The 24562-nt window shown below is 64.6% G+C and carries 21 protein-coding genes; 9 read left to right on the top strand and 12 right to left on the bottom strand.

Annotated features, from left to right (window positions below; all coding sequences use genetic code 11):
• Positions 1-167 precede the first annotated feature (167 nt).
• The 3 genes from AC3WK8_RS08200 to nadE are packed head-to-tail and all read left to right on the top strand — an operon-like array spanning position 168 to position 2901.
• Positions 168-815, top strand: coding sequence for a nicotinamidase (locus tag AC3WK8_RS08200; RefSeq protein ID WP_085596545.1), 648 nt, complete (start codon positions 168-170; stop codon positions 813-815).
• A gap of 9 nt (positions 816-824) precedes the next feature.
• Positions 825-2054, top strand: a complete 1230-nt coding sequence (gene pncB, locus AC3WK8_RS08205; protein ID WP_085596544.1) for a nicotinate phosphoribosyltransferase — start codon at positions 825-827, stop codon at positions 2052-2054.
• Position 2055: 1 nt separating this feature from the next.
• Entirely contained in the window at positions 2056-2901 is an 846-nt protein-coding gene (gene nadE / locus AC3WK8_RS08210) for an NAD(+) synthase (protein ID WP_085596543.1), read from the top strand.
• A gap of 131 nt (positions 2902-3032) precedes the next feature.
• Here the strand turns inward: nadE and AC3WK8_RS08215 are convergent, their stop codons facing one another.
• From AC3WK8_RS08215 to AC3WK8_RS08240, 6 genes are all read right to left on the bottom strand, one after another.
• Positions 3033-3497 (bottom strand): hypothetical protein, encoded by a 465-nt coding sequence (locus AC3WK8_RS08215; protein WP_085596542.1) that lies wholly within the window; start codon positions 3495-3497, stop codon positions 3033-3035.
• The gene (locus AC3WK8_RS08220; protein ID WP_068586767.1) at positions 3494-3880 is read right to left on the bottom strand and encodes a GFA family protein; all 387 of its coding nucleotides are present in this window, start codon (positions 3878-3880) and stop codon (positions 3494-3496) included. The genes AC3WK8_RS08215 and AC3WK8_RS08220 overlap by 4 nt, the downstream gene beginning before the upstream one ends.
• A 66-nt stretch (positions 3881-3946) precedes the next feature.
• Positions 3947-5260, bottom strand: a complete 1314-nt coding sequence (locus tag AC3WK8_RS08225; RefSeq protein ID WP_103323872.1) for an NAD(P)/FAD-dependent oxidoreductase — start codon at positions 5258-5260, stop codon at positions 3947-3949.
• Between the two features lie 78 nt (positions 5261-5338).
• The gene (locus AC3WK8_RS08230) at positions 5339-6703 is read right to left on the bottom strand and encodes a glutamine synthetase family protein (protein ID WP_103323871.1); all 1365 of its coding nucleotides are present in this window, start codon (positions 6701-6703) and stop codon (positions 5339-5341) included.
• Positions 6704-7325: 622 nt separating this feature from the next.
• Positions 7326-7985: a methyltransferase family protein gene (locus AC3WK8_RS08235; protein ID WP_103323870.1), complete on the bottom strand. Its 660-nt coding sequence runs from the start codon at positions 7983-7985 to the stop codon at positions 7326-7328.
• Positions 7986-8061: 76 nt separating this feature from the next.
• Complete coding sequence (locus AC3WK8_RS08240; RefSeq protein WP_103323869.1) at positions 8062-8955, bottom strand: LysR family transcriptional regulator; 894 nt, start codon at positions 8953-8955, stop codon at positions 8062-8064.
• 158 nt (positions 8956-9113) lie between these two features.
• Between AC3WK8_RS08240 and AC3WK8_RS08245 the strand changes: the two genes are divergently transcribed.
• From AC3WK8_RS08245 to AC3WK8_RS08255, 3 genes are all read left to right on the top strand, one after another.
• Positions 9114-9755 (top strand): hydrolase, encoded by a 642-nt coding sequence (locus AC3WK8_RS08245; RefSeq protein ID WP_068586830.1) that lies wholly within the window; start codon positions 9114-9116, stop codon positions 9753-9755.
• A gap of 111 nt (positions 9756-9866) precedes the next feature.
• Entirely contained in the window at positions 9867-10445 is a 579-nt protein-coding gene (locus tag AC3WK8_RS08250) for an antibiotic biosynthesis monooxygenase (RefSeq protein ID WP_103323868.1), read from the top strand.
• 28 nt (positions 10446-10473) lie between these two features.
• A complete protein-coding gene (locus AC3WK8_RS08255; protein ID WP_085596537.1) occupies positions 10474-12324 on the top strand; it encodes an amidohydrolase in 1851 nt (616 codons plus the stop codon).
• A gap of 78 nt (positions 12325-12402) precedes the next feature.
• Here AC3WK8_RS08255 and AC3WK8_RS08260 read toward each other — a convergent pair whose 3' ends face one another.
• Both AC3WK8_RS08260 and AC3WK8_RS08265 read right to left on the bottom strand, forming a co-directional pair.
• Positions 12403-12981 (bottom strand): GIY-YIG nuclease family protein, encoded by a 579-nt coding sequence (locus AC3WK8_RS08260; protein ID WP_085596536.1) that lies wholly within the window; start codon positions 12979-12981, stop codon positions 12403-12405.
• Positions 12982-13261: 280 nt separating this feature from the next.
• Entirely contained in the window at positions 13262-13591 is a 330-nt protein-coding gene (locus AC3WK8_RS08265) for a hypothetical protein (RefSeq protein WP_031321517.1), read from the bottom strand.
• A gap of 571 nt (positions 13592-14162) precedes the next feature.
• On the opposite strand from AC3WK8_RS08265, the gene AC3WK8_RS08270 reads away from it, so the two are divergent.
• Positions 14163-16523 carry a DNA polymerase II gene (locus AC3WK8_RS08270; RefSeq protein ID WP_103323866.1) on the top strand — a complete coding sequence of 787 codons (2361 nt, stop codon included), beginning with the start codon at positions 14163-14165 and terminating at the stop codon, positions 16521-16523.
• A 57-nt stretch (positions 16524-16580) separates the two neighbouring features.
• On the opposite strand, the gene AC3WK8_RS08275 is transcribed toward AC3WK8_RS08270, so the two are convergent.
• Positions 16581-16877 (bottom strand): hypothetical protein, encoded by a 297-nt coding sequence (locus AC3WK8_RS08275; RefSeq protein ID WP_022643829.1) that lies wholly within the window; start codon positions 16875-16877, stop codon positions 16581-16583.
• A gap of 269 nt (positions 16878-17146) precedes the next feature.
• On the opposite strand from AC3WK8_RS08275, the gene AC3WK8_RS08280 reads away from it, so the two are divergent.
• Complete coding sequence (locus AC3WK8_RS08280; protein WP_022643830.1) at positions 17147-18604, top strand: serralysin family metalloprotease; 1458 nt, start codon at positions 17147-17149, stop codon at positions 18602-18604.
• 105 nt (positions 18605-18709) lie between these two features.
• Here AC3WK8_RS08280 and AC3WK8_RS08285 read toward each other — a convergent pair whose 3' ends face one another.
• The gene (locus AC3WK8_RS08285; RefSeq protein WP_178087979.1) at positions 18710-19450 is read right to left on the bottom strand and encodes a glycine-rich domain-containing protein; all 741 of its coding nucleotides are present in this window, start codon (positions 19448-19450) and stop codon (positions 18710-18712) included.
• A 204-nt stretch (positions 19451-19654) separates the two neighbouring features.
• On the opposite strand from AC3WK8_RS08285, the gene AC3WK8_RS08290 reads away from it, so the two are divergent.
• Positions 19655-20872, top strand: coding sequence for a DUF2599 domain-containing protein (locus tag AC3WK8_RS08290; protein ID WP_022643832.1), 1218 nt, complete (start codon positions 19655-19657; stop codon positions 20870-20872).
• A 50-nt stretch (positions 20873-20922) separates the two neighbouring features.
• On the opposite strand, the gene AC3WK8_RS08295 is transcribed toward AC3WK8_RS08290, so the two are convergent.
• Positions 20923-22545, bottom strand: a complete 1623-nt coding sequence (locus AC3WK8_RS08295) for an MFS transporter (RefSeq protein WP_103323864.1) — start codon at positions 22543-22545, stop codon at positions 20923-20925.
• Positions 22546-22753: 208 nt separating this feature from the next.
• Positions 22754-24400 (bottom strand): GMC family oxidoreductase, encoded by a 1647-nt coding sequence (locus AC3WK8_RS08300; RefSeq protein ID WP_103323863.1) that lies wholly within the window; start codon positions 24398-24400, stop codon positions 22754-22756.
• Between the last annotated feature and the right edge of the window lie 162 nt (positions 24401-24562).

The raw sequence follows: 24562 nt of genomic DNA on the forward strand, positions 1-24562 counted from the left end.
GTACATGACGTGTACTTTATCACTGGATTGCCCTGCTGCAACTGCTGTTTGAGGCGATTATTTAATTTGTGATTGATCTGGCGGCACTGAAAAAAACTGGAGCAGGGGGGATTGCCACAAAAGTACATGACGTGTACTTTGTGCTCCATGCAGAGGAGAGACCCAGCATGAACAGCCAAACGATGAAGACCGCTTCTTTCGATGTCGATGCGCAAAAGAGCTTCACCCCGCTGTGCCCGGACGAGTTGCCGGTGGCCGAGGGCGACCGCATCGGTGGTGAGCTCAACTTCATGGCGACCCTGGCCAGCCTGCGCGTTGGCAGCAAGGACGCCCACAGTCCCCAGGCTCCCTGGGTGGTGGCCGGGCACGAGCAGATGCTGCAGCCCACAGGCCTGGAACACGCCGACCTGACCTGGGTCAGCCACTGCGTTCCAGGCACCGAGGGCTTCACCCTGCTGGACGAATTGCCCAGCCCCTATGACTACGACTACTTCGTGTGGAAGGGCGTGGAGCCGGACCTGCACCCCTACGGCGCCTGCTACCACGACCTGCACGGCAAGCTCTCCACCGGCGTCATCGAGTACCTCAAGAGCCAGGGCGTGCAGCGGGTCATCGTTGGCGGCCTGGCCCTGGACTTCTGCGTCAAGACCACCGCCCTGCAACTGGCCGCTGCCGGTTTCAAGGTGATCATCCACCTGCCGGCGTGCCGGGCCATCAGCGCCGAGGGCGCCACCCAGGCCATCGCCGACATGCAGCAAGCCGGTATCGCGATAGCCGCGACCCGCGAAGAAACCGCCAGCCTGGCCAGCGTTTGAGGAGTCACCATGGAAAGTGCATTTGACCGCGACAACGGCGTGATCCAGAGCCTGCTGGACACCGACTACTACACCTTCACCATGATGCAGGCGGTGCTGCACCAGCACCCCAATGTCGAGGTCGAGTACCAGTTCATCGTTCGCTCCAAAGAGTCCCTGGTGCACCTGATCCCCGAGATCCGCCAGGAGCTGGAGAAACTGGCCGACCTGCAGATGCGCGAAGGCGAGCAGCGCTTTTTGTTCAACAAGCGTTTTCGCGAATACCTGACCCCTGATTTCGAGCAGTTCCTCGGGCTGTTCCGCTTCAACCTGCGCTACATCCATGTGGCCGCCGTCGAGGGTCAGTTGAGCATCCGCGTCCGTGGCCCGATGCTGCATTGCATCATGTTCGAGCAACCGGTGCTGGCCATGGTCAGCGAGCTGCGCAATCGCGACAAATATCCGGATGTCGAACTGGCGGACGTCACTCGCCGGCTCTACCAGAAGTTCGAATGGCTGGAGAAGAATGCCAGCCGCGATGAACTCGCCGAATTGCGGGTCTCGGACTTCTCCACCCGCCGGCGCTTGTCGTTCAAGGCCCAGCGCGAAGTGGTGAAGATCATGCACAGTGATTTTCCCGGGGTGTTCGTCGGCACCAGCAATGCGCACCTGGCCTACGAGTTCGACCTGCCGCTGATCGGCACCATGGCCCACCAATGGCTGATGGTGCACCAGCAACTGGGACGGCTGCGGGAAAGCCAGAACGCCGCGCTGGAGAACTGGGTGCGCGAGTATCGCGGGCGCCTGGGCATCGCCTTGACCGACTGCATCAGCACCGACTTCTTCCTCAAGGACTTCGACCTGTACTTCGCCAAGTTGTATGACGGCCTGCGCCAGGACTCCGGGGACCCGCTGGTCTGGGCCGACAAGGTCCTGGCCCGCTACCGGGAACTGGGTATCGATCCGCGGAGCAAGGACCTGATGTTCTCCGATGGCCTGAACTTCGAGAAATGCCTGCCGATCCTGCGTCATGTGCGCGGCCAGGCCCGCTTCGGTTTTGGCATGGGCACCAGCCTGGCCTGCGATGTGGAGGGCGTGGAACCGCTGAGCATCGTGATGAAGCTGGTGCGGGTGCATGGCGAGCCGGTGGTGAAGTTCTCCGACGACCCGGTGAAGAACGTCTGCGAAGACCCATCCTTCCTTCGCTATGCGGCGCAGGTATTCAACGTCGATCTTGCCAACTCGCCCCTGGAGGCCTGACATGACCCATCCGACCCAAGAACGTATCGCCCGGGAACTGGGCATCGACCGGCAACTGGTCGCTGGCGGCGAGCCTGCCGAGATTGCCCGCCGCGTGGCATTCATCCAGCAGGTCCTGGGTGATTCCGGTTGCCACAGCCTGGTGCTGGGCATCAGCGGCGGCGTCGATTCCCTGGTGGCCGGGCGCCTGTGCCAGCTGGCGGTGGAGCAGATGCGCGAGGCCGGCCATGGGGTGCGATTCATTGCCATGCGCCTGCCGTATCGCCACCAGGCGGATGAACACGACGCCCAGGCGTCCCTGGAATTCATCCGCCCCGATGAGATCAGCACCTGCAATATCGCCGACAGCGTCGATGGCTTGATGCGTGAGGTGCAGCTCGACGGCCTGGAACCTTCGGCGGCACTCACGGATTTCACCAAGGGCAATGTCAAGGCCCGGGCCCGGATGCTGGCCCAGTACGCGGTGGCCAACCTGAGCAATGGCCTGGTGGTGGGTACCGATCATGGTGCCGAGGCGTTGATGGGCTTCTTCACCAAGTACGGCGACGGCGCTTGCGACCTGGCGCCGTTGTCGAGCCTGACCAAGACCCAGGTGCGGCTGCTGGCCGATGCCCTTGGCGCGCCTGGGCACCTGGTGCGCAAGGCGCCCACTGCGGACCTGGAGGAACTGGCGCCGGGCAAGCTGGACGAGGACGCCTATGGGTGCAGCTACGAGGAGATCGACGCCTACCTGATGGGCCAGCCGGTACCCGACACCGTGCGCCAATTGATCGAAAACGCCTACCAGCGCACCGCCCACAAGCGTGCCTTGCCCCGCACTCCGGCGCCACATACCCGGTCCCTTTAACCGCTGCCGAGCGGGCGAGGCTGCGATCGGGTGCGCAGCGCCCGCCAAACCCGGCGATGGGGTACATCAGGCAAATTTCGGATATCCAGATGTGGCTCGTGCCGAGCCTGCGTCAGCGGCTACACGCGGTTTCAACCATCGCGCCACTTGTCCAGGGCCACACGGCAATCGGCGACCAGCTCGGGCATATGTTCCCTTGCCTCGGGCCAGCCCAGGTCCTCCAGCGCTTGCTGGGCCGCCTGGCGCAATGGCTGCCATTGCCGGTGTTCGAAACCATTGTCCTCGAGCGTCATGCCGTAGGCTTCCGGGCTCAGCCCTTCACAGGCCGTCAACAAGGCTTGCAGGTGCTGGTGCAGGGCCGGGTCCAGTCGTGCCGGGAAATCCCGCACGAAACGCTCCAGGTAATCCAGCTGATCGGACCACAGGTTGCATTCCGCGCAGCAACCGATCTCCACCCGTTGCTGGTCCGCATCCATGGCCAGGAACTCCAGGGCCGGTCCCAGTTCGCCCAGGAGGATGAGCCAGCGGTACTGATCCTGGCCGTACCAGGTCCAGATATTCGTCGCCAGTTTGTCGTAGCCGCTGCCTGGGTTCATGGCGTTTCTCCGGCGTGCCACCAGCGCGGTCGCTGGCTCTTGTAGGAGTGGTGGGTGGGCATCAGCGCCTTGCGGTTGTTGCTGTCGAACGTCCCCAGCAGCAGGGCGACCGTGGGGGCGTCGTCGATGGCGCCCAGGGAGCTGCCACACTGGGCACAGAACGCCCGGCTGGAATAGTCCGACGACCTGAACGTGCTCGGTGCGCCGCCCGGGCCAGTCCAGCGCACCCGCTCGCGGGGGAACTCGACCCAGGCCAGGGTCAGGGCGCCGCTATGGCGCTGGCACAGCTTGCACGAGCAGGTATGGGGATTGGCGGCAGGCCCCCGGGCCTCGAAGCGAATCTGCCCGCACAGGCAGCCGCCCTGGTACATCTCTGCGCTCATGCTGGTCCTCCTCCAGGGTGTGCCGTAGTGGCTGGAGGGCGAATCTAGCATGCCCTCCGACCGGCTTCAGCGCAGTTTTTCCAGCATCTGGTAATACCACATGCCAGCGGCCAGCATCGGGTTGCCCAGCTGGTCGCCGAACGGCACGCGGATGTGCTGGCAGGCGGCGAAGGTGTCATAGCGGCCCAGGTGGCCGGTCAGGGCCTCGGCCATGATCTCGCCCATGATGTGGCTGGTGGCCACGCCATGCCCGGAGTAGCCCTGGCAGTACCAGACGTTGTCCGAGAGCTTGCCCAGTTGCGGGATGCGGTTGATCACGATGCCCATGGCGCAGCTCCACTGGAAGTCGATGGCCACGCCCTTGAGCGCCGGGAAGGTACGCTCGATGCACGGCCGCAGCTCGCCGGCGATATCCCGCGAATCCTTGCCGCTGTAGTTGGCGCCGCCGCCGAACAGCAGGCGACCGTCGGCGGTCATCCGGTAGTAGTCGAGGACGAAGCGGCAGTCGTACACCGCCAGGTCCTCGGGGTTCAGGCGCCGGGCCAGGTCGCCCAGAGGTTCGGTGGTGACGATGCCGCCCATGGCCGGGAAGATCTTGCCCTTGAGCTGCCCGGGCTCGAGCTTGTGGTAGACGTCGCCGGCCAGCAACACCTGGCGGGCCTCGATGCGGCCCTGGGCGGTGACCACCGCCGGCTGCGGGCCATGGACGATCTCCAGCACCGGGCTGTGTTCGAAGATCAGCGCGCCGAGGCTTTCGGCGGCGCGGGCCTCGCCGATGCACAGGTTCAGCGGATGCAGGTGCAGGTTGCGGGTGTTCTTGATCGCGCCGTGGTAGAGATCGCTTTCCAGCAGGCCGCGGACCTGCTCGCGGTCCAGCAGGCTGACCTCGTCGCCCATGCCACGCTCTACTGCTTCGTCGTAGGCGGCGCGCAACTCGGCCAGGTGCCCGGGCTTGTAGGCGGCATGCAGGTGGCCGTGCTTGAGGTCGCAGGCAATGGCGTATTTCTCCACCCGCTGGCGGATGATCTGGTGCCCGCGCCAGCGCAGGTGCCAGATGAAGTCATCCACCTCGTCGCCCAGGCTGCGGCGCATCTGCTTGCGCATGGCGGCATCGCCGGACAGGCTGCCGGTGACCTGGCCACCGTTGCGCCCGCTGGCGCCCCAGCCGATCTTGTGGCTCTCGACGATGGCCACCTTCAGGCCGCGCTCGGCCAGCTCCACGGCGCTGGCAACGCCGGTGAAGCCGCCACCGATGATCACCACGTCCACCTGCTGGCTGCCTTGCAGGGTCGGGTACCGGGTTTCCTGGTTGAGGGTGGCGCTGTAGTAGCTGGGGCAGCGCTCGGCTGCCGGGGTCCGCGGATCGAAGGCGGCGCTCATGGGAAAATCCTCGCAAAAGAATGAACCGGGCCGCTGCTGGTAGGCAGCGGCCAGCAAGTCGGGTTGCCCGCAGGGGGCTCAGGCCTGGGTCAGGTACCAGCGCCAGTCCTGCTCGCCGACCTCGGCCATGAACTGGCGGTACTCGGCGCGCTTGACCGCCAGGTACACCCCGAGGAATTCGTCGCCCATGGCCTCGCGGGCCCAGGTCGAGCGTTCCAGGGTGGTGAGCGAGGTCAGCCAGTCGGTGGGCAACAGCTCCTTGGCCTGGGCATAACCGTTGCCCTGCACCGGATCACCCGGGTCGAGTTGTTCAGCCAGGCCACGATGGACTGCGGCGAGGATCGCCGCGGCGGCCAGGTAGGGGTTGGCATCGGCGCCGCAAATGCGATGTTCGATGTGCCGGCTGTTGGCCGGGCCGCCGGGAACCCGCAGGCTCACGGTGCGGTTGTCGACACCCCAGGTGGGGGCCAGCGGTGCATAGCTGTTGGCCTGGAAGCGCCGGTAGGAATTGGCGTTGGGGCAGAACAACAGCAACGAGTCCAGCAGCGAGGCGAGCATGCCACCCACGGCCTGGCGCAGCAGCGGGGTGCCGGCCGGGTCCTGGTCGGCGAACAGGTTGTTGCCGGCGGCATCGGCGATGCTCACGTGCATGTGCATGCCGGTGCCGGCCAGGTGGTCGAAGGGTTTGGCCATGAAGGTGGCCTGCATTCCATGCTGGTGGGCCACGGCCTTGACCAGGCGCTTGTAGCGTACGGCCTGGTCCATGGCGGCGAGGGCGTCGCCATGCTCCAGGGTGATCTCCACCTGGCCTGGGGCGTATTCGGAAATCGCCGTGCGCGCCGGAATCCCCTGCAGCTTGCAGGCGGCATAGAGGTCGGCGAGGAAAGGCTCGATCTGTTCCAGTTCCCGCAGGCCATAGACCTGGGTGGTACGCGGCCGGCCGCCGTCGGCATCCAGCGCTGGCTGTGGGCGGCCATTGCCGTCGCGCCTGGCGTCCAGCAGGTAGAACTCCAGCTCACAGGCCATCACCGGGTAATAACCGTCGGCCTTGAGCCGGTCGATGACCTTGATCAGCAGGTGGCGCGGGTCGGCGATGCTGGCGGGCATGCCCTCTTGCGGGTGCATGCTGACCTGCACCGCGGCAGTGGGGATCTGGCGCCAGGGCAGGCGCACCAGGCTGCCCGCCAGTGGGTAAGCACGGCAGTCGATATCGCCCACGTCCCACACCAGTCCGGAGTTCTCCACGTCGTCGCCATTGAGGGTCAGGCCGAGGATGGTGCTGGGCAGGGGGCGGCCGCTTTCGTACACCGCCAGCAGTTCCTCGCGGTGCAGCAGCTTGCCTCGGGGCACGCCGTTGGCATCGAGGATGAACAGCTCGATCATGTCGATATCGGGGTTGGCAGCCAGGAAATCACGGGCCTCTTCGGGGGCGGCAAAATTCATTGTCGTTCTCGCTTGCGCCTTCAGGGCGCACAGGTTTTCAGGTCCTGCGACGACACCACGCATGGGGCGTTCGCAGGGACGCAAAACAGGTCTGGAGGGGTGATGCGCAACGTTGCGCGATCAGCCCAGGAGCGAGTGATCCGGAGGACGTGAGGAGTGGCGCAGGCGGGAACGGCACAGGGCCATGGGCAGGTTGACCAGGAGCTTCATGGGCAGGACCTGTCCAGCAGGTAATAACCGATGGCGGCGGCGCGACCCTCATGGACCTCATGAGGGGGATGGGCGAAGTGGCTAAGGTGGCGAGCAGGTAGCGAACCCCGTGTGACGGCCATGCCCATGCGACCCTGGCTGCAAGCCGTGGGGGCGGGGCTGGTGAATCCGTGGTACGGGTTCGAGAGGTACATCGGCCGGTGATCTCGCTGTCGAGTTCGTTGTGCTTGTTCTTCCGGGTGCCCCTGGGGCAGCAAGCCCCGGGGCGAGCCCATACTGCAAGAATCCTTTGGCCAATGTAAGGGGTGGTGGGGCCAGCCAGCCCCGGCAGGCCGCCATGGAGTCGGTGCCAAGTCCCGGGCTAGAGCGGGGCGTTGGCCTTGGCAAGGGTGTCTGATTTTTTTACGGCATTTCAGTAGAGGCCGGGCAGCAAGCGCCAGCTGCGGGCGCAGTAGTCCTCGTAGGGCTGGCCGAAATGCTCGCGTAGCAGCGCTTCTTCGGCGTGGATCCGGGCAATCAGCGGCACCAGGGTCAGGGCCGCCAGCAACAGCCCCAGCCCGGAACGAAAGGCCAGGGCCCACCCCACCGCGTTGACCAGCAAACCGAGGTAGCTGGGGTTGCGCAAATGGCGATACAGGCCGTCGGTCACCAGGCGGTGCTCGGGCTGGATGGCCACCAAGCCGCTGAAGCGCCGGCCGAGGATGAACACTGGCCACAGGCGCAAGGCGCCACCGGCGATGAACAGCAGTGCGCCGAGCCAGCGCAGGGCCTCGCCGCCGAAGGTCCAGAACTCCAGGCGATCGCAATAGGCCGGCAGGAAACCGCTCGCCAGGCCGATCAGGCCGAACACCGGCAGCACCCAGCGATTGCCTCGGTCTTCCTGTTCGCCGCTGCTGAGGTTGACCTCGCTGTACAGCGAGGCCAGCACCATCAGCAAGGTGGCGATGGCGACCAAGGCCAGCGCCGGGTGGGCGAAGAACGCCGCGAAGCCGCCGCGTCCCCAGATCGCCAGGCCAAGGTAGGCCAGGGCACCCAGCAGGCTGGAGATGGCCAGTCGAGAAGAGATTTTCATGATGACCGCACAAGCATCAGGAACCTCCCTTGAGTGTAGGAGCGTGCTGGCTCGGCCAGGTGTGCGTTGGTCCGGTTCAGGCGCTGGGCTGGGCCAGCCGGCTCACCAGGAAGTCGATGAAGGCCCGGGTCTTCTGCGGTACTCGCCGGGCCGAAGGGTAGACCACGTTGATGCTGATGGGCGGCGCCTGCCACTGGCACAGCACCGGCACCAGGCGTCCTGCCACCAGGGCCTCTTCGACGATGAAGTCCGGCAGCAGGGCGATTCCCATGCCGGCTTCGGCTGCCTGGGCCAACAGGTCGCCATTGTTGGCATGCAGGGGGCCGGTCGCATGCACCCGCTGGGTATCGCTGCCATTGCTCAACTGCAGGCTGACGCCACTTTGCAGGTAGCCGTAGCCGAGAAACCGGTGGCTGCCCAGGTCCTTGGGCTGGAGCGGCACGCCGGCGCGTTCCAGGTAGGCGGGGGAGGCCACCATGATCCGTGGGGCCGGCGCCAGTTGCCGGGCCACCAGGGAGGAATCCGCCAGGCTGGCGATCCGCAGGGTCACGTCGAAGCCGCCGCGCACCGGGTCCACTTGCTGGTCGCTGAGCACCAGTTGCAATTCGATCAGCGGATGCAATTCATGGAACAGCGGCACCAGTGGCCCGAGCCGGCGCAGGCCGAAGGACATCGGCGCATTGACCCGCAAGACTCCGCGCAGCTCGGCGTTGCCGTCCCGGGCTCGCTGCTCGGCTTCGTCCACCGCTGCCAGCACTTCACGGGCGGATTCGTAGTACTCGGCGCCGGTCTCGGTCAGGCGCAGGCTGCGGGTGGTGCGCTGCAGCAGTTGCACGCCGAGGCTTTCCTCCAGGGCCTGGATCTGCTTGCTGACCTTGGAGCGGGGCACGTCCATCGCCCGTGCGGCGGCGGCAAAACCGCTTTCGTCGATGGTGGCGACGAAGGCGCGCATGCATTCGATACGATCCATGATTGTCCCTGTTTTGGAATCAATGATTCTCGATTTTAGGGAATTGTTCCTGTTTCAGCCAAGGCCTAGATTAACCACCAAGCCGGCCCCGCAGGACGCTCCCAGCGCCATCAGCCGGTCATGTTCGCCCTTCACCCTGACTGCAAAAGGAACGCGCCATGTCCATTCGTGAACTGCTCACCCCGAACAACTCGGCCCTGATCTTGATCGACCACCAGCCGCAAATGGCCTTCGGCGTGCAATCGATCGACCGCCAGGCGCTGAAGAACAACACCGTGGCCCTGGCCAAGGCCGCCAGGATCTTCAACGTGCCGAGCATCCTCACCTCGGTGGAGACCGAGAGCTTCAGCGGCTACATCTGGCCGGAGCTGCTGGCGGTGTTTCCCGAGCAACAGCCCATCGAGCGGACTTCGATGAACTCCTGGGAGGATCGCCACCTGGTGGCGGCCGTGCAGGCCACCGGGCGCAAGAAGCTGGTGATGGCGGCGCTGTGGACCGAGGTCTGCCTGACCTTCCCGGCCCTGGAGGCGTTGGCCGAGGGCTATGAGGTGTACATCGTCACCGATGCCTCCGGCGGAACCAGCCAGGAAGCCCACGACATGGCGGTGCAGCGCATGGTCCAGGCCGGCGCGGTGCCGGTGACCTGGCAGCAGGTGCTGCTCGAGTACCAGCGCGACTGGGCCCGCAAGGATACCTACGACGCGGTCATGGCCCTGGTGCTGGAGCACAGCGGTGCCTATGGCATGGGGGTCGATTACGCCTACAGCATGGTGCACAAGGCCGGGCAGCGCCGCTTGTAGTCCCTGGCCGCCGCAGCGCCAAGGCGCTTGGGCGGCGGTTTTCGAGATTGTGCGGCATGGGGCGAGTCGCTCCCCGCCGTTGTTCCTTCTCCTGGCAGTGTGGAGTCGCAGATGAATATTGAACTTACCGATGGCGTGGTCACCCTGCTGGTGCGCCACCGCATCAAGAAGGGGCAGGAGCAGGCCTATGAGACCTGGCTGCGCCAGATCATCGCCAAGGCCCGCAGTTATCCGGGGCACCTGGGGATCGATGTGGTGCGCGGCCACAGCGGCGGCCTCGGGCTCTTCACCAGCGTGCTGCGCTTTGCCAGCACCGAGCAGTTGCAAGACTGGCTGGACTCCGCCGACCGCCGGCAACTGGTGCAGCAGGCCCAGCATCTGCTGGCCGATGGCGACCAGACCGAGGTCAATGTCGAGCGCGAGTTCTGGTTCACCCCCCAGGACGGTGCCGCGCCGGCCCCGCCGCCGCGCTGGAAGCAAGCCTGCGTGACCTTCTTGGTGATCCTGCCGCTGACCTTCCTCGTGCCGCAGCTGTGGAAGCCGCTGTTCGCCCGGCTGCCCTGGCTTGGCGGTTACGTGCCAGCCAATGTGCTGATCACCCTGAGCATCGTGCTGCTGGTGGTCTACGTTTTCATGCCTCGGGTCACCCGCCTGTTCAGCCGCTGGCTGCAACCGCGCGGTGCGGCCTGAACCTTTTCGCTTCAATCGGAGCCATGCCATGAACCACAACGCAATTGCCGATCTGATCCTGTTCAACGGCCGCCTGCACACCGTGGACCGGGCCAACCCCCGGGCCACTGCCGTGGCGATCAAGGACGGGCGCTTCATCGCCGTGGGCGACGATGCCCAGGCCATGGCCCTGCGCGGCAGCAGCACCCAGGTCATCGACCTCAAGGGCCGTACGGTGATCCCCGGGCTCAACGACTCGCACCTGCACCTGATCCGTGGTGGCCTCAACTACAACCTGGAACTGCGCTGGGAAGGCGTGCCATCGCTGGCCGATGCCCTGCGCCTGCTCAAGGAACAGGCCCAGCGCACCCCGGCGCCGCAGTGGGTGCGGGTGGTCGGTGGCTGGAATGAATTCCAGTTCGCCGAGAAGCGCATGCCGACCCTGGAGGAGTTGAACCAGGCGGCACCGGATACCCCGGTATTCGTCCTGCACCTCTACGACCGGGCGTTGCTCAACCGCGCCGCGCTGCGGGTGGTGGGCTACGATCGCCATACGCCGAACCCGCCGGGTGGCGAGATCGTCCGCGATGGCAACGGTAACCCCACCGGCATGCTGATCGCCCGACCCAACGCGATGATCCTCTACGCCACCCTGGCCAAGGGGCCCAAGTTGCCGCTGGAGTACCAGGTCAACTCCACCCGCCAGTTCATGCGTGAGCTCAATCGCCTCGGAGTCACCAGTGCCATCGACGCGGGTGGCGGCTTCCAGAACTACCCGGACGACTACCAGGTGATCGAGCACCTGGCGGCCCAGCAGCAATTGACGGTGCGCATCGCCTACAACCTGTTCACCCAGAAACCCAAGCAAGAGCTGGCGGACTTCAAGAACTGGACCAGCAGCGTGCGCTACGGCCAGGGCGACGACTTCCTGCGGCACAACGGGGCAGGGGAGATGCTGGTGTTCTCCGCCGCCGATTTCGAGGACTTCCTCGAGCCGCGCCCCGATCTGCCTCAGGACATGGAGCAGGAGCTGGAGCCGGTGGTCCGCCATCTGGTGGAGCAGCGCTGGCCGTTCCGCTTGCATGCGACCTATGACGAATCCATTTCGCGCATGCTCGATGTTTTCGAAAAGGTCGACCGCGATATCCCCTTCAACGGCTTGCCCTGGTTCTTCGACCATGCCGAGACCATCAGCCCGCGCAATATCGAGCGGGTCCGGGCCCTGGGCGGCGGGATCGCGATCCAGGACCGCATGGCCTTCCAGGGCGAGTACTTCGTCGACCGCTATGGCGCCAGGGCGGCCGAGATGACCCCGCCGATCCAGCGCATGCTCGCCGAAGGTGTGCCAGTGGGCGCCGGTACCGATGCCACCCGAGTCTCGAGCTACAACCCCTGGACCTCGCTGTACTGGATGGTCAGTGGCAAGACCGTCGGTGGGCTGGCTCTGTATCCCCAGGGCCTGGATCGCGATACCGCACTGGAGCTGTATACCCACGGCAGCGCCTGGTTCTCCTCGGAACAGGGCAAGAAAGGCCAGCTCAAGGTCGGGCAACTGGCGGACCTGGTGGCCCTCTCGGCGGACTACTTCAGCATCGAGGAAGAGGCGATCAAGTGGATCGAGTCGCTGCTGACGGTGGTGGATGGCAAGGTGGTGCATGCTGCCGGCGACTTCCACTCGCTGGCGCCGCCCAGCTTGCCCGTGACACCGGACTGGTCGCCGGTGGCCAAGGTGCCAGGGCACTGGAAGCCTGCCGCGCCGTTGTCGGCTCAGTTGCACCAGTGCAGCGGTCCTTGCGCGGTGCATGCCCACGGGCACGAGCGGGCGCGCTTGGCCAAGGTGCCGGTCAGCGATTTCCAGGGCTTCTGGGGAGCGTTCGGCTGCTCGTGCTTTGCCTTTTGAACCCAGCCGATAAAAGGGCGACAGGACGCTGCGGCGTGCTGTCGCCTGCTGGCTGGGCATTCGCGGCAGGCAAGTGTCTCAGTCTTCACCAGGCGCGGCATACGCCTGTTCGATATGACCGATGTTCTTGTTCAGGATTGGTTTGGAAATACGCAGGATCAGGGACTCGACATGCTTTGGAAAGTCTCGCCATTCTGAGCTGCCGACATCGTAGGCAGAAATGTAGCGCACCAGTTCATAGCGTTTCTCGGGCTTCTTCTTGATTCCCGCGGGGAACTGGATGTGCACATCCCGGCGTATGGCCGAATAGGCTTCCTTGAGCAGGTTGGTGGCTTTGCCGAGGTAGATGAGGTTGGCCATCGAGTCATAGAACGCATAGATGCCGGCCCGGTCTTCGTGTCCTTTGAACAGGACCTTCAACTGCTTCATCACCTGTTGATCCGGCTTGAACTCGGCGAATTCGATCACCGACTGGAATTCAGGCGTGAAGGCGCGGTGAATGAAGTACTCGACGGTGATGTGCTGGGGCTGGCAATGGCCTGAGCACCACTCCTGGATCTGCTTGACGCTGTATCCGGTACGGGCTTCGGCGTCTTCCAGATCGTCCGAGTAGTACCGTTCAATGATGTAACGCAAGACACCGCTGCGATCAGTCACACAAAGTCCTTTTTTTAAGGTTCGACTTGGCTTTCGAATATCGTGCCTGGTGGTGACATCCAGGCGTCAGTGAATACTGCAGCCCCCTTTGCCAACCGCCTGGCCGGTTTGAGCGGGGCGATGCTACTAACTGGCCATCAGGCTGTCCAGTTGCCAGGTGATCGTGTTCACGAACCGTGATGAGTGAGCTGGAAGATGTTGTTCGGATTAATTGCGGGCAATAAAAAGGGGCGCTGAAAGTTCAGCGCCCCTGTTGTTTTATATCAGGTTGAAACTTGTCTCAACAAAACCGATCGATGACCCGAACTTCCGAGTTGCCGCGCAACGATTGCCATTCGGTCTTCAGGGTCTCCAGGACCCGGCCGATGAAATCCTTGTCGGCGGCGGCCTTCTTGCCGACGTAGCCCTGGCCGCGGCGGTACATCTTCAGGCGGGCCGCCAGCTCTTGGTTGTTACGGTCGAACTCTGCTTCATGGTTATGGGGCGACAGGCAGTCGATATGCACTTGACCCGACTTGGCGACCCACAGGATGTGGCTGTCGTGGCTGTCTTTGCGTGCGGCGAACATACGTGCCAATTCATCAATAGTGGGTTGGTTGTTAAGATTCATTTGTAGCCCCCTTGACCATTCATCGATCTATCTAAGTTGTTTCGCTAATTCATCTTGCTACTTCGGTAAGTTGAACCCTGATACCGGAAACAGGGCGACAGAGGGTGTCTGTCGGATACAGATAAGGCCCAGAGCCTGATGTGTGTAGTTACCTTGATCAACTGCTACGCAGAGAGCGTCACAACGATAGAAAAGCAGCATGAACCTGGATGAAGCTGCCGACATTCCCACCATCGGCCACAAGCATCTTGAAGAGTTCTCGCCGGCTTTCCCGTCGAATCGAGGACGGTCAATGCCAGGTCAGTTTCATCAATCTGCCTTGTGGGCAGTACACATCCGGGTCGACAGCTCGGCGGTCAGACGAGCTTGCTCATAACACCTTTGCCTCATCCCCCGATCGGGGGGACGCCTGCATCATGCAAGGGCGCAATCCACTCGTCAACGGTTTTGTAGTGAAAATTTTCAAGCACTACATATTGTCCGACAAAAGCCGTAAAGCCATCATCCAGGCCCCTAAGCAAGGCCGGGACAGGTAGAATCGGCGCCTTGAATCGGCTCTGAGGTTGCAACGGTGGATGTACAACAAGGCTTCGTCCTGACGCGGCACTGGCGCGATACGCCAGCGGGCACGGAAGTCGAATTCTGGCTGGCCACCGACCAGGGCCCGCGCCATCTCCGCTTGCCATTGCAGACCTCCGTGGCGTTCATCCCGGCCGTGCAGCGACCCCAGGCCGAACGCTTGCTGGCCGACGACCCGGATGTCGAGCTGCGCCCCCTGCAACTGCGCGACTTCCACCAGCGTCCGGTCATGGGCCTGTATTGCCCGCAGCACAACCAGTTGATCCGCCTGGACAAGACCCTGCGCCGCGCCGGGGTCGATGTGTTCGAGGCCGATATCCGGCCGCCGGAGCGCTACCTGATGGAGCGCTTCATCACCGCGCCGGTAGAGTTCAATGGTCAACCGGGGCCGGATGGGCTGCTGCTGGACGCGCAGCTGAAACCCGCCGCCGACTACCGCCCGCAGCTGCGCCTGGTGTCCCTGGATATTGAGACCAGCGAGCGCGGCGAACTGTATTCCATCGCCCTGGAAGGCTGTGGCCAGCGCCAGGTGTACATGCTCGGCAAGGCCCGCGCCGACGACAGCGCGGTGGACTTCGACCTGGAGTTCTGTGCCAGCCGCGAGCAATTGTTGGAGAAGCTCAACCAGTGGCTGGCCGAGCACGACCCCGACGCGATCATCGGCTGGAACCTGGTGCAGTTCGACCTGCGGGTACTGCATGAACATGCCCGGCGCCTGGCGGTGCCGCTGCGCCTGGGCCGTGGTGGGCAGGAGATGCACTGGCGCGAGCACGCCACCCACAACCATTACTTCGCCTCGGCGGCGGGGCGCTTGCTCATCGACGGCATCGAGGCTTTGCGCTCGGCCACCTGGAGCTTCCCGTCCTTCAGCCTGGAAAACGTCGCCCAGACCCTGCTGGGCGAGGGCAAGTCGATCGACAACCCCTACCAGCGCATGGACGAGATCAACCGCATGTTCGCAGAGGACAAGCCGGCCCTGGCCCGCTACAACCTCAAGGACTGCGAACTGGTGACGCGGATCTTTGCCAAGACCCAGTTGCTGACCTTCCTCCTGGAGCGCGCCACGGTCACCGGCTTGCCGGCCGATCGCAGTGGCGGCTCGGTGGCCGCCTTCACCCACCTGTACATGCCGCTGATGCACCGCCAGGGTTTCGTCGCCCCCAATCTTGGCGAGTTGCCACCCCAGGCCAGCCCTGGCGGGTTCGTCATGGATTCGCGGCCCGGCCTCTATGAATCGGTGCTGGTGCTGGACTACAAGAGCCTGTACCCCTCGATCATCCGCAGCTTCCTGATCGATCCGGTGGGCCTGGTGGAAGGCCTGCGCCAGAGTGACGAACAACATTCGGTGGCGGGCTTTCGCGGGGCGCGTTTCTCCCGTACCCGGCATTGCCTGCCGGCTATCGTCCAGCGGGTGGCCGAGGGTCGGGAAGTGGCCAAGCGCGAACACAACGCGCCGTTGTCCCAGGCCCTGAAGATCATCATGAACGCCTTCTACGGTGTGCTGGGTTCCAGTGGCTGCCGCTTCTTCGATCCGCGCCTGGCTTCGTCCATCACCTTGCGCGGGCACGAGATCATGGCCCGCACCCGGCAGTTGATCGAGGCCCAGGGCCACCAGGTGATCTATGGCGATACCGACTCCACCTTCGTCTGGCTGGGCAGTTCCCATGACGAGGAGCGCGCCGGGCAGATCGGCCGGGCCCTGGTGGCCCACGTCAACCAGTGGTGGCGCGATCACCTGCGCGAGCAGTACGGCCTGGAAAGCGCTTTGGAGTTGCAGTTCGAAACCCACTACAAACGTTTTCTGATGCCCACCATCCGCGGCGCCGAGGAGGGCAGCAAGAAGCGCTACGCCGGCCTGGTCCAGCGCGCCGATGGCAGCCAGGAGATGATCTACAAGGGCCTGGAGACCGTGCGCACCGACTGGTCGCCGCTGGCCCGGGAATTCCAGCAGGAGCTGTATCGACGGATCTTCCATCGCCAGCCCTACCAGGACTATGTGCGCGACTACGTGCAGCGCACCCTGGCTGGCCAGCAGGACGATTTGCTGATCTACCGCAAGCGCCTGCGCCGGCCCCTGGACGACTACGAGCGCAATGTCCCGCCCCATGTCCGCGCGGCGCGCCTGGCCGATGACTACAACCGTGAGCAGGGCCGGCCACTGCAATACCAGCGCGGAGGCTGGATCAGCTACGTGATCACCCTGGCCGGTCCCGAGCCCCTGGAGAACCGCCGCGCCGCCATCGACTACGAGCACTACCTGACGCGCCAGTTGCAGCCAGTGGCGGACGCCATCCTGCCTTTCGTGCAGGACGACTTCTCGACCCTGGTGGGCGGGCAGATGGGCTTGTTCTGAGAGAACCCGACACCCCCCTGCGAGCTGTCAAAACGGCCAGCGAATGAGTTTCAGGGATCAGTCGTCGACGGCTTCGCACACGAGGTTGGTGCCGTGCTTGCCGCTGTACTTCACCGTGACCGACTCGTCGTCCTCGACACTGATGGACAGGGTGGCCTCCGGGATCCTGGCCTGGAAATGCCGGTCATCCACGGCAATGCTCTGCACTGCCTTGCCGTTGATGTAGACCGGCCCGCCCTGGTCGGCACTGACCGCCAGGTTGCCCGGGCAGGCGACGTTGAACAGTGGCACGCCTTCGGCACAGGCTGCACCGGCGACGCTCAGCAAAGCGCCCAGCAACAGGATCTTGCGCATTACGGACTCCTCGTGAAAGGGACGGGCACGATGTGGCCAGCCCCGGACAAGTGCCTAGCCTATCGCCGGCGCGATGCGCGCGCGAGGGGGAAATCGACCCCACGCCAGTGGGTTTTTCACACCGTGGTCGGGCGAAGAAAACCATGGACTGGCCGCCGATCACTGTGGCAGCGTTCCAACGCCTCTTTGGGCGAGTGATAGGACGATCTCGCAGGCGGGGTCGTTTGTGTTCTATCGAACATCATCTTGTTTGGAACAAGGACGTAGCAATGTCAAAGACACTGTCAAAAGCACTGTCGGAAATCACCTGGAACTGGGCCGACCAGGCCGCACAAGCCAGCAACGCCTACCAACAGGTACAGGCTTTCAGCCACCGCTATGACCGGGGTGGCAGCGATCTCGTGAACGGCAAGCCGTCGTTCACCGCCGACCAGGCCGCGGATGCGATCCTGCGCAAGAACCTGTCCTGGCACGACAAGAACGGTGACGGCAAGATCGACCTGACCTACACCTTCCTCACCGAGAAACCCGCCAACTACAACCCGTCCCTGGGTACCTTCAGCCAGTTCAGCGCCTTGCAGAAGGCCCAGGCCGTGCTGTCGATGCAGTCCTGGGCGGATGTGGCCAACGTCAGCTTCACCGAGGCGGCCAAGGGTGGCGACGGGCACATGACCTTCGGCAACTACAACGTCAGCACCGGCGGCGCGGCCTTCGCCTACCTGCCGTCCGGTGGCAGCTACGACGGCCAGTCCTGGTACCTGATCAACAGCCAGTACCGGGTCAACGAGACCCCCGGCACCGGCAACTACGGGCGCCAGACCCTGACCCACGAGATCGGCCATACCCTGGGCCTGTCCCATCCGGGTACCTACAACGCCGGCAATGGCAACCCCACCTACAAGGACGCCAGCTACGCCCAGGACACCCGTGGCTACAGCCTGATGAGCTACTGGAGTGAGAGCAACACCGGGCAGAACTTCACCAAGGACGGTAGTGGCGCCTATGCCTCGGCACCCTTGGTGGACGATATCGTCGCGGTGCAGAAGCTCTACGGCGCCAACTACCAGACCCGCGCCGACGACACCGTGTACGGCTTCAACTCCAACACCGGCCGGGACTTCTACAGCGCCCACTCCAACAGCGACAAGCTGGTGTTCGCAGTCTGGGACGGCGGCGGCAACGACACCCTGGACTTCTCCGGCTTCAGCCATAACCAGAAGATCAACCTCAACGCCGGTGCCTTCTCCGACGTTGGCGGCCTGGTGGGCAACGTTTCCATCGCCTATGGCGTGACCGTGGAGAACGCCATTGGCGGTTCCGGCAACGACCTGCTGATCGGCAACGCAGCGGCCAACGTGCTCAAGGGTGGTGCCGGCAACGACATCATCTACGGTGGTGGCGGCGCCGATACCCTGTGGGGCGGAAGCGGGGCGGACACCTTCGTCTTCGGCGCGGCGTCGGACTCCACCGTCAACGCACCGGACTGGATCATGGATTTCACCAGCGGCCAGGACAAGATCGACCTGACCGGGATCCCGCAGTTCGCCACCGGTGGCGCAGCCCTGAACTTCGTCAAGGCCTTCACCGGCCATGCGGGCGACGCGATCCTCAGCTACAACGCCGGCACCAACCAGAGCAGCCTGCTGGTTGACCTCACCGGCCACGGCACGACGGACTTCGCCGTGGGTATCGTCGGCCAGGCAGCAACGACCGACATCATCGCCTGATCGATCAGGTCCAGTGGAGCGGCGCGCGATGCGCCGTTTCCACTCTGTCGGCCAGGGCCGCCACCTGCTCGGTAGCAGCTCGGCCGCCACATGTTTCCCCGGCGCTCAGTCGCCGCCCCCGCCGCCACAACCGCCGCCCCCGCAACCACTGCTGTCGCCGCCGCCATCGCTGCCGCCGCCATCGCCGCCGAAGCGCGAGCTGTCGCTGTCGGAGCTGCTGGGGGACGAGTCGCTGTCCGCAGAGCTGCCGTGCAGGTCGCTGCCGCAATGCACCACCGTGCTGCCGGCGCTGCTATCGGCCAGGCGCCGCAGGGACTGGCAGTCGGCGACGTAGTGAAAACCCTGGGCGATCTGCAGCTTGGTATCCAGGGCGAACAGCAACGGCAGGCGGCTGGGGCGGGCAGGGTTGATGTTTTCCTCGCGGCACGCCTGCTGCCAGGTCCGGCGCAGGCCGTCGTCGCTCCGGCGCTCGGCATTCTGGCCCAGGGCCGCCGCCGGGGTGTGGTGCAGGAACTGGCCGAAGGCCTTGTGGCAGAACGCCTGGTACTCCCGGGTATGGAGGATGAACTCATGCCACAAGTCGTCCACCACCTGGGAGGGCATCGACACATAGCGCTGGCCGCTCTTGAGGTAGGCCAGGAAGAACTGGCGCAACCCCTGCGCCACCAGCTGGCAGTCCTTGAGGGTCAGCTGGGGATGCCGGGCCCGCAGGGGCGTGAACAAGCCGGGCGGCAGGCTGAAGTCGCGGATGAAGGCTTCGCGGCGCAGCGCCGCCAGGGCTTTCTGCCGGCGCCAGAACAGCAGGGCCAAGGCCAGGGCCGCCACTGTGGGAAAGATGAACAGCATGCAAGATCTCCCGCGCAAAAGTGCCGAGACAGTGGCGCAAAGCCGCGCTTTGTTCAAGTCGCGCAGCGCTGATCCCGGGGCAGTGGCGATCGGGGACAGCCAGCGGAAAAACCCCAGTGGCGCAAGGTCGCGCTTCTATCCTCTGGCAGGCGCCTGTCGCGCTGGCGACCGGCCAGGGAACTCACTCCACACGGAAGTCATGTCATGAAACTCAGCATCTCCTTCGCCATGGGCCTGGCCGGCCTGTGCCTGTTGCCCACTGTCCAGGCCGACCAGGGCAGCGATACGGTGGCCCGTCTCAACCAGCTGTACAACGACACCCGGCAGGACTGTGGCGGCCCGTCCAAGCCGGCGTTCCTCTGTTCGGGGGTGCTGTTTCGCGCCACCTGGCCCTCCACCGACTACCAGTTCTACAGCATCAGCCCGAAAAGCCAGGCCAGTGGCGGTGTCTCGGCGTCCTACCTGCGCAAGGACTCCAAGTTCCGCAAGCTGGCCTACGGCCTGCAGAGCGGCTTCATCTTCGACACCATCTTCGGCAACCCCAAGGATCACCAGGACTACGCCGTGCTGTGTTCCTTCCCCATCGATGCCGCCACCGACGATCGCCAGCAGCAAGGCTGCACCGACTCGCGGCGCACCCCCGGCAGCGTCGAGAAATACTGCCACGAGATCGGCGTGACCACCGCCGAGCAATGGGGTGCCAACTACCGGCAGAATCGAGGCGATCATTCGCGCCAGTGCTCCTTCGACGTGCGTGACGAACGCAATGCCGCAGCCGGCCCGGCGTTCTACCAGAGCATCCGGTCCATGGCGCAGATCGCCGCCGAATCCTTCGGTACCCAGAACGAACTGCGCCTGGCCAAGTGGGAAGAAAAACCGCCGCAGTCGCCGTCGATCCTGGCGCTGTTCTACACCGAGGACGGCGGCCTGGAAGGCGCGCGCCTGAACCAGATCCAGTGGTACCAGGCGGTCCGGCAATACCTGCCGGTGATCAACATGAAGCTGCCGCAGACACCCCAGCAGGAGGCGAGCTTCGTCTACGACAACAAGAAGCAGGTGATCTACCCCATCACCGAAAAGAACAGCTGCGAACGCTATGTGCAGAGCGCTACCTGGATCGAGCGCGACGACCCGGGTTTCGGCAAGAAGATCATGACCCTGGAAGTCACCCCCACCGATTGCGGGCGCAAGGTCCAGGACAACCAGACCAACAACTTCTTCAATGAACTGGCCAGCGACCATTACCTGGACGCGCAGTGGAAGAACAACCCGGACAACCGCGACAGCAGCGTGGGCAGCATGCGCCGCCAACTGGTCTGCCACTTCAACATCGCCCGGGACAAGCCGCAGTGGAACCTGGAGCCCTCGCGCCCCTATACCTCCAATGAGGACTCCATCGCCAAGGGTTGCAACAACATCTGAGTGAGCCGGCCGCCGGCCAAGGGCCGTGCCCTGGCTGGCGGTCGTGGCCATCAGATGTGGTTGATGTCGACCTTGCGGGTTTCCCTAAGGCACAACAGGCCCACCAGCAGGCTGGCCCCGGTGATCGCCACCGGGTACCACAGGCCGTAGAAGATATCGCCGGTGTAAACCACCAGGGCGAAGGACACCGTGGGCAGGAATCCGCCGAACCAGCCGTTGCCGATGTGGTAGGGCAGGGACATCGAGGTGTAGCGGATGCGGGTCGGGAACAGTTCCACCATCAACGCCGCCAGCGGGCCGTAGCACATGGCGGCAATCAGGATCAGGGCGACGATCAGCGCCACTACCATGCGCTTGTTGACGTTCTGGCTATCGGCCTGTTGCGGATAGCCGGCCAGGGTCACCGCGCCACGCAGGGCCGCCTCGTCGAAACCGTCGATCTTCACGTCGCCGATGCTGACCTGCACCGGGCTGCCGGCCGGGGCGGCGAGGCTGGAGTAGGGCAGGCCCTGTTTCACCAGGAAGGTCTTGACCTTGTCGCAGGGGCTGTCGAAGCGCGCCTTGCCCACCGGGTCGAACTGGAAGGTGCAGGTGGCCGGGTCGGCGGTGACGGTGATGGGCGCCTGGCGGCTGGCCTGGTCGATGGCCGGGTTGGCGTAGTGGGCCAGGCCCTTGAAGATCGGGAAGTACAGCACCGTGGCCAGCAGCAGGCCGAGCATCAGCACCGGCTTGCGGCCGACCTTGTCCGAGAGCCAGCCGAAGAAGATGAACATCGGCGCACCGATCACCACGCTGACGATCAGCAGGCTGTTGGCCAGGACCGGATCCATCTTGAGGAACTGGGTGAGGAAGAACAGCACGTAGAACTGCGCGGCGTAGAAGGTCACTGCCTGCCCGGCGTTGATGCTGAACAGGGCGATCAGCACCACCTTGAGGTTTTCCCAATTGCCGAAGGATTCGCGGATCGGCGCCTTGCTGGCCTGGCCTTCTTCCTTCATTTTCAGGAACGCTGGCGACTCGTGCAGGCTCATGCGGATCCAGGTGGAGATGCCCAGCAGCACGATCGACAGCAGGAACGGCAAGCGCCAGCCCCAGACGTCGAACTGATCGCCAGTGAAGTAGCGGCAGGCCAATATCACCAGCAGCGACAGCAGCAGGCCCAGGGTCGCGGTGGACTGGATCCAGCTGGTGTGCAGGCCGCGCTTGCCCTGGGGAGCGTGCTCGGCCACGTAGGTCGCGGCGCCGCCGTATTCGCCGCCCAGCGCCAGGCCCTGGAGCATGCGCAAGGCCACCAGGATGATCGGCGCGGCGATGCCGATGCTGGCGTAGTTGGGCAACAGGCCCACGGCGAAGGTGGCCAGGCCCATGAGGATGATGGTGACGAGGAAGGTGTACTTGCGCCCGATCATGTCCCCCAGGCGGCCGAACACCAGGGCGCCGAAGGGCCGTACCACGAAGCCGGCGGCGAAGGCCATCAGGGCGAAGATGAAGGCCGTGGTGTCGTTGACCCCGGCGAAGAACTGCTTGCTGATCACCGCCGCCAGGGCACCGTAGAGAAAGAAGTCGTACCACTCGAAGACGGTACCGAGGGACGAGGCGAAGATGACTTTCTGGCTTTCCTTGCTGGTGGGCGCCACGGCCGTGGAGTCCATCGCTTGAGCATGTTCCGACATATCGATATCCCTTACAGTGATTGTTTTTGTTGTTCCACTGTCGGCGCCGGCGTGGCGTCGCTATCTTGTTTTTCGCAGTCCTGGCTCCTACGGTCCGGCGTTGGATTTTTCTGTAGGAGCGAAGCTTGCCCGCGCTAGCGCCGGCGTGGGCGGCTCGATCTCTCTGGCGTGCCGGCTGGCTCTGGCGCGAGCAGCCTCGCTCCTACAATCAGGCGTGGGCGGCGGTCTGTTTTTCCGGGGCGGGGCTCCTTGTGGTCGTGGCAAGAATCAGTTCGGCGGCTTTCTCGGCGATCATCAGGGTCGGCGAGCAGGTATTGCCGGAGGTGATGCGCGGCATGATCGAGGCGTCGGCGATGCGCAGCCCGGGGATGCCATGCACGCGCAACTGGGCGTCGACCACGGCCTGGGCGTCGTGGCCCATGCGGCAGGTGCCCACCGGATGGAAGATGGTGGTGCCGATCTTCGCCGCGGCTTCATGCAATTGCTCCTGGCTTTGCAATTGCGCGCCGGGCAGGTACTCGCTGGGACTGAACGCTTGCAGGGCCGGGGCGGCGACGATGCGCCGGGTCAGGCGGATGGCGTCGGCGGCCACTTGCAGGTCCTGCGGATGGCTCAGGTAGTTGGGCTGGATCAGCGGCGCCTGGCCTGCGTCCACGGAACGGATCTCGACCCGGCCACGGCTTTGCGGGCGCAGGTCGCAGACCGAGGCGGTGAACGCCGGGAAGTCGTGCAAGGGTTCGCCGAAGCGTTCCAGGGACAGCGGCTGCACGTGGTACTCGAGGTTGGCGGTGGCCTGCTCGGGGCTGGAGCGGGCGAAGGCGCCGAGTTGGCTGGGAGCCATGGACAGCGGGCCGCTGCGGTCGTACAGGTAGCGCAGGCCCATGCCCATCTTGCCCCACAGGCTGCCGGCGATCTGGTTCAGGGTGCGGGCGTTGTCCAGCTTGTAGATCAGCCGCAGTTGCAGGTGATCCTGGAGGTTGCCGCCGACCCCGGGCAGGGCATGGGCGACGCCGATGCCCAGGCGTTGCAGCAACGCCACCGGGCCGATGCCGGAACGCTGGAGGATGCTCGGCGAGCCGATGGAGCCGGCGCAGAGAATGATCTCCCGGCGGGCCTTGAAGTCCTGCTGGCGCCCCTGGGCCATGGCGCGCACCGCCGTGGCGCGGCCGCCTTCCAGGAGTAGCCGTTGCACCTCGACGCCGGTCAGGACGGTGAGGTTGGCGCGCTGGGCGATGGGCTTGAGGAAGGCCTTGGCGGCGTTCCAGCGCACCCCGGCCTTCTGGTTGACCTGGAAGTAACCGCAGCCTTCGTTGTCGCCACCGTTGAAGTCGTCGATCCGGGGGATACCGCTTTGCTCGGCAGCGCTGCGGAAGGCGTCAAGGATCGGCCACGACAGGCGCTGGCGCTCCACCCGCCACTCGCCGGCGGCGCCGTGCAGCGAGCTGGCCCCGGCGAAGTGGTTCTCGCTCTTCTTGAACAGCGGCAGGACCTCATTCCAGCTCCAGCCCGAGTTGCCCTCGGCGGCCCAGCCATCGTAGTCGGCGGCCTGGCCACGCATGTAGATCATGCCGTTGATCGATGAACAGCCGCCCAGCACCTTGCCCCGCGGGTAGCTCAAGGCGCGGCCTTGCAGGCCCGGTTCGGCCTCGGTCTTGAAGCACCAGTCGGTGCGTGGGTTGCCGATGCAGAACAGGTAGCCGACGGGAATGTGGATCCAGGGGTAGTTGTCGCGCCCGCCGGCTTCCAGCAGCAGCACCCGGTGCTGGGGGTTGGCGGACAAGCGATTGGCCAGCAGGCAGCCGGCAGGACCGGCACCGACCACGATGTAGTCGAAAGCGTCAAAGGCAGGAAGCATCCGTGACCTCGTTGGCAGATTCTTATTAGCAGCTGTCCGTCATCCGCGGCAGCCTTGTGCTTCATCCTAGTTGTTAGCTTTCGTCAAAAGAATGTTAGTTTTTGCCCACCCGCTGTGCGTTTTCTAACAGTGTTTGCCCCAAGGCACCGGCAAGGAATCCCC

Source organism: Pseudomonas sp. FW507-12TSA, assembly GCF_058781435.1.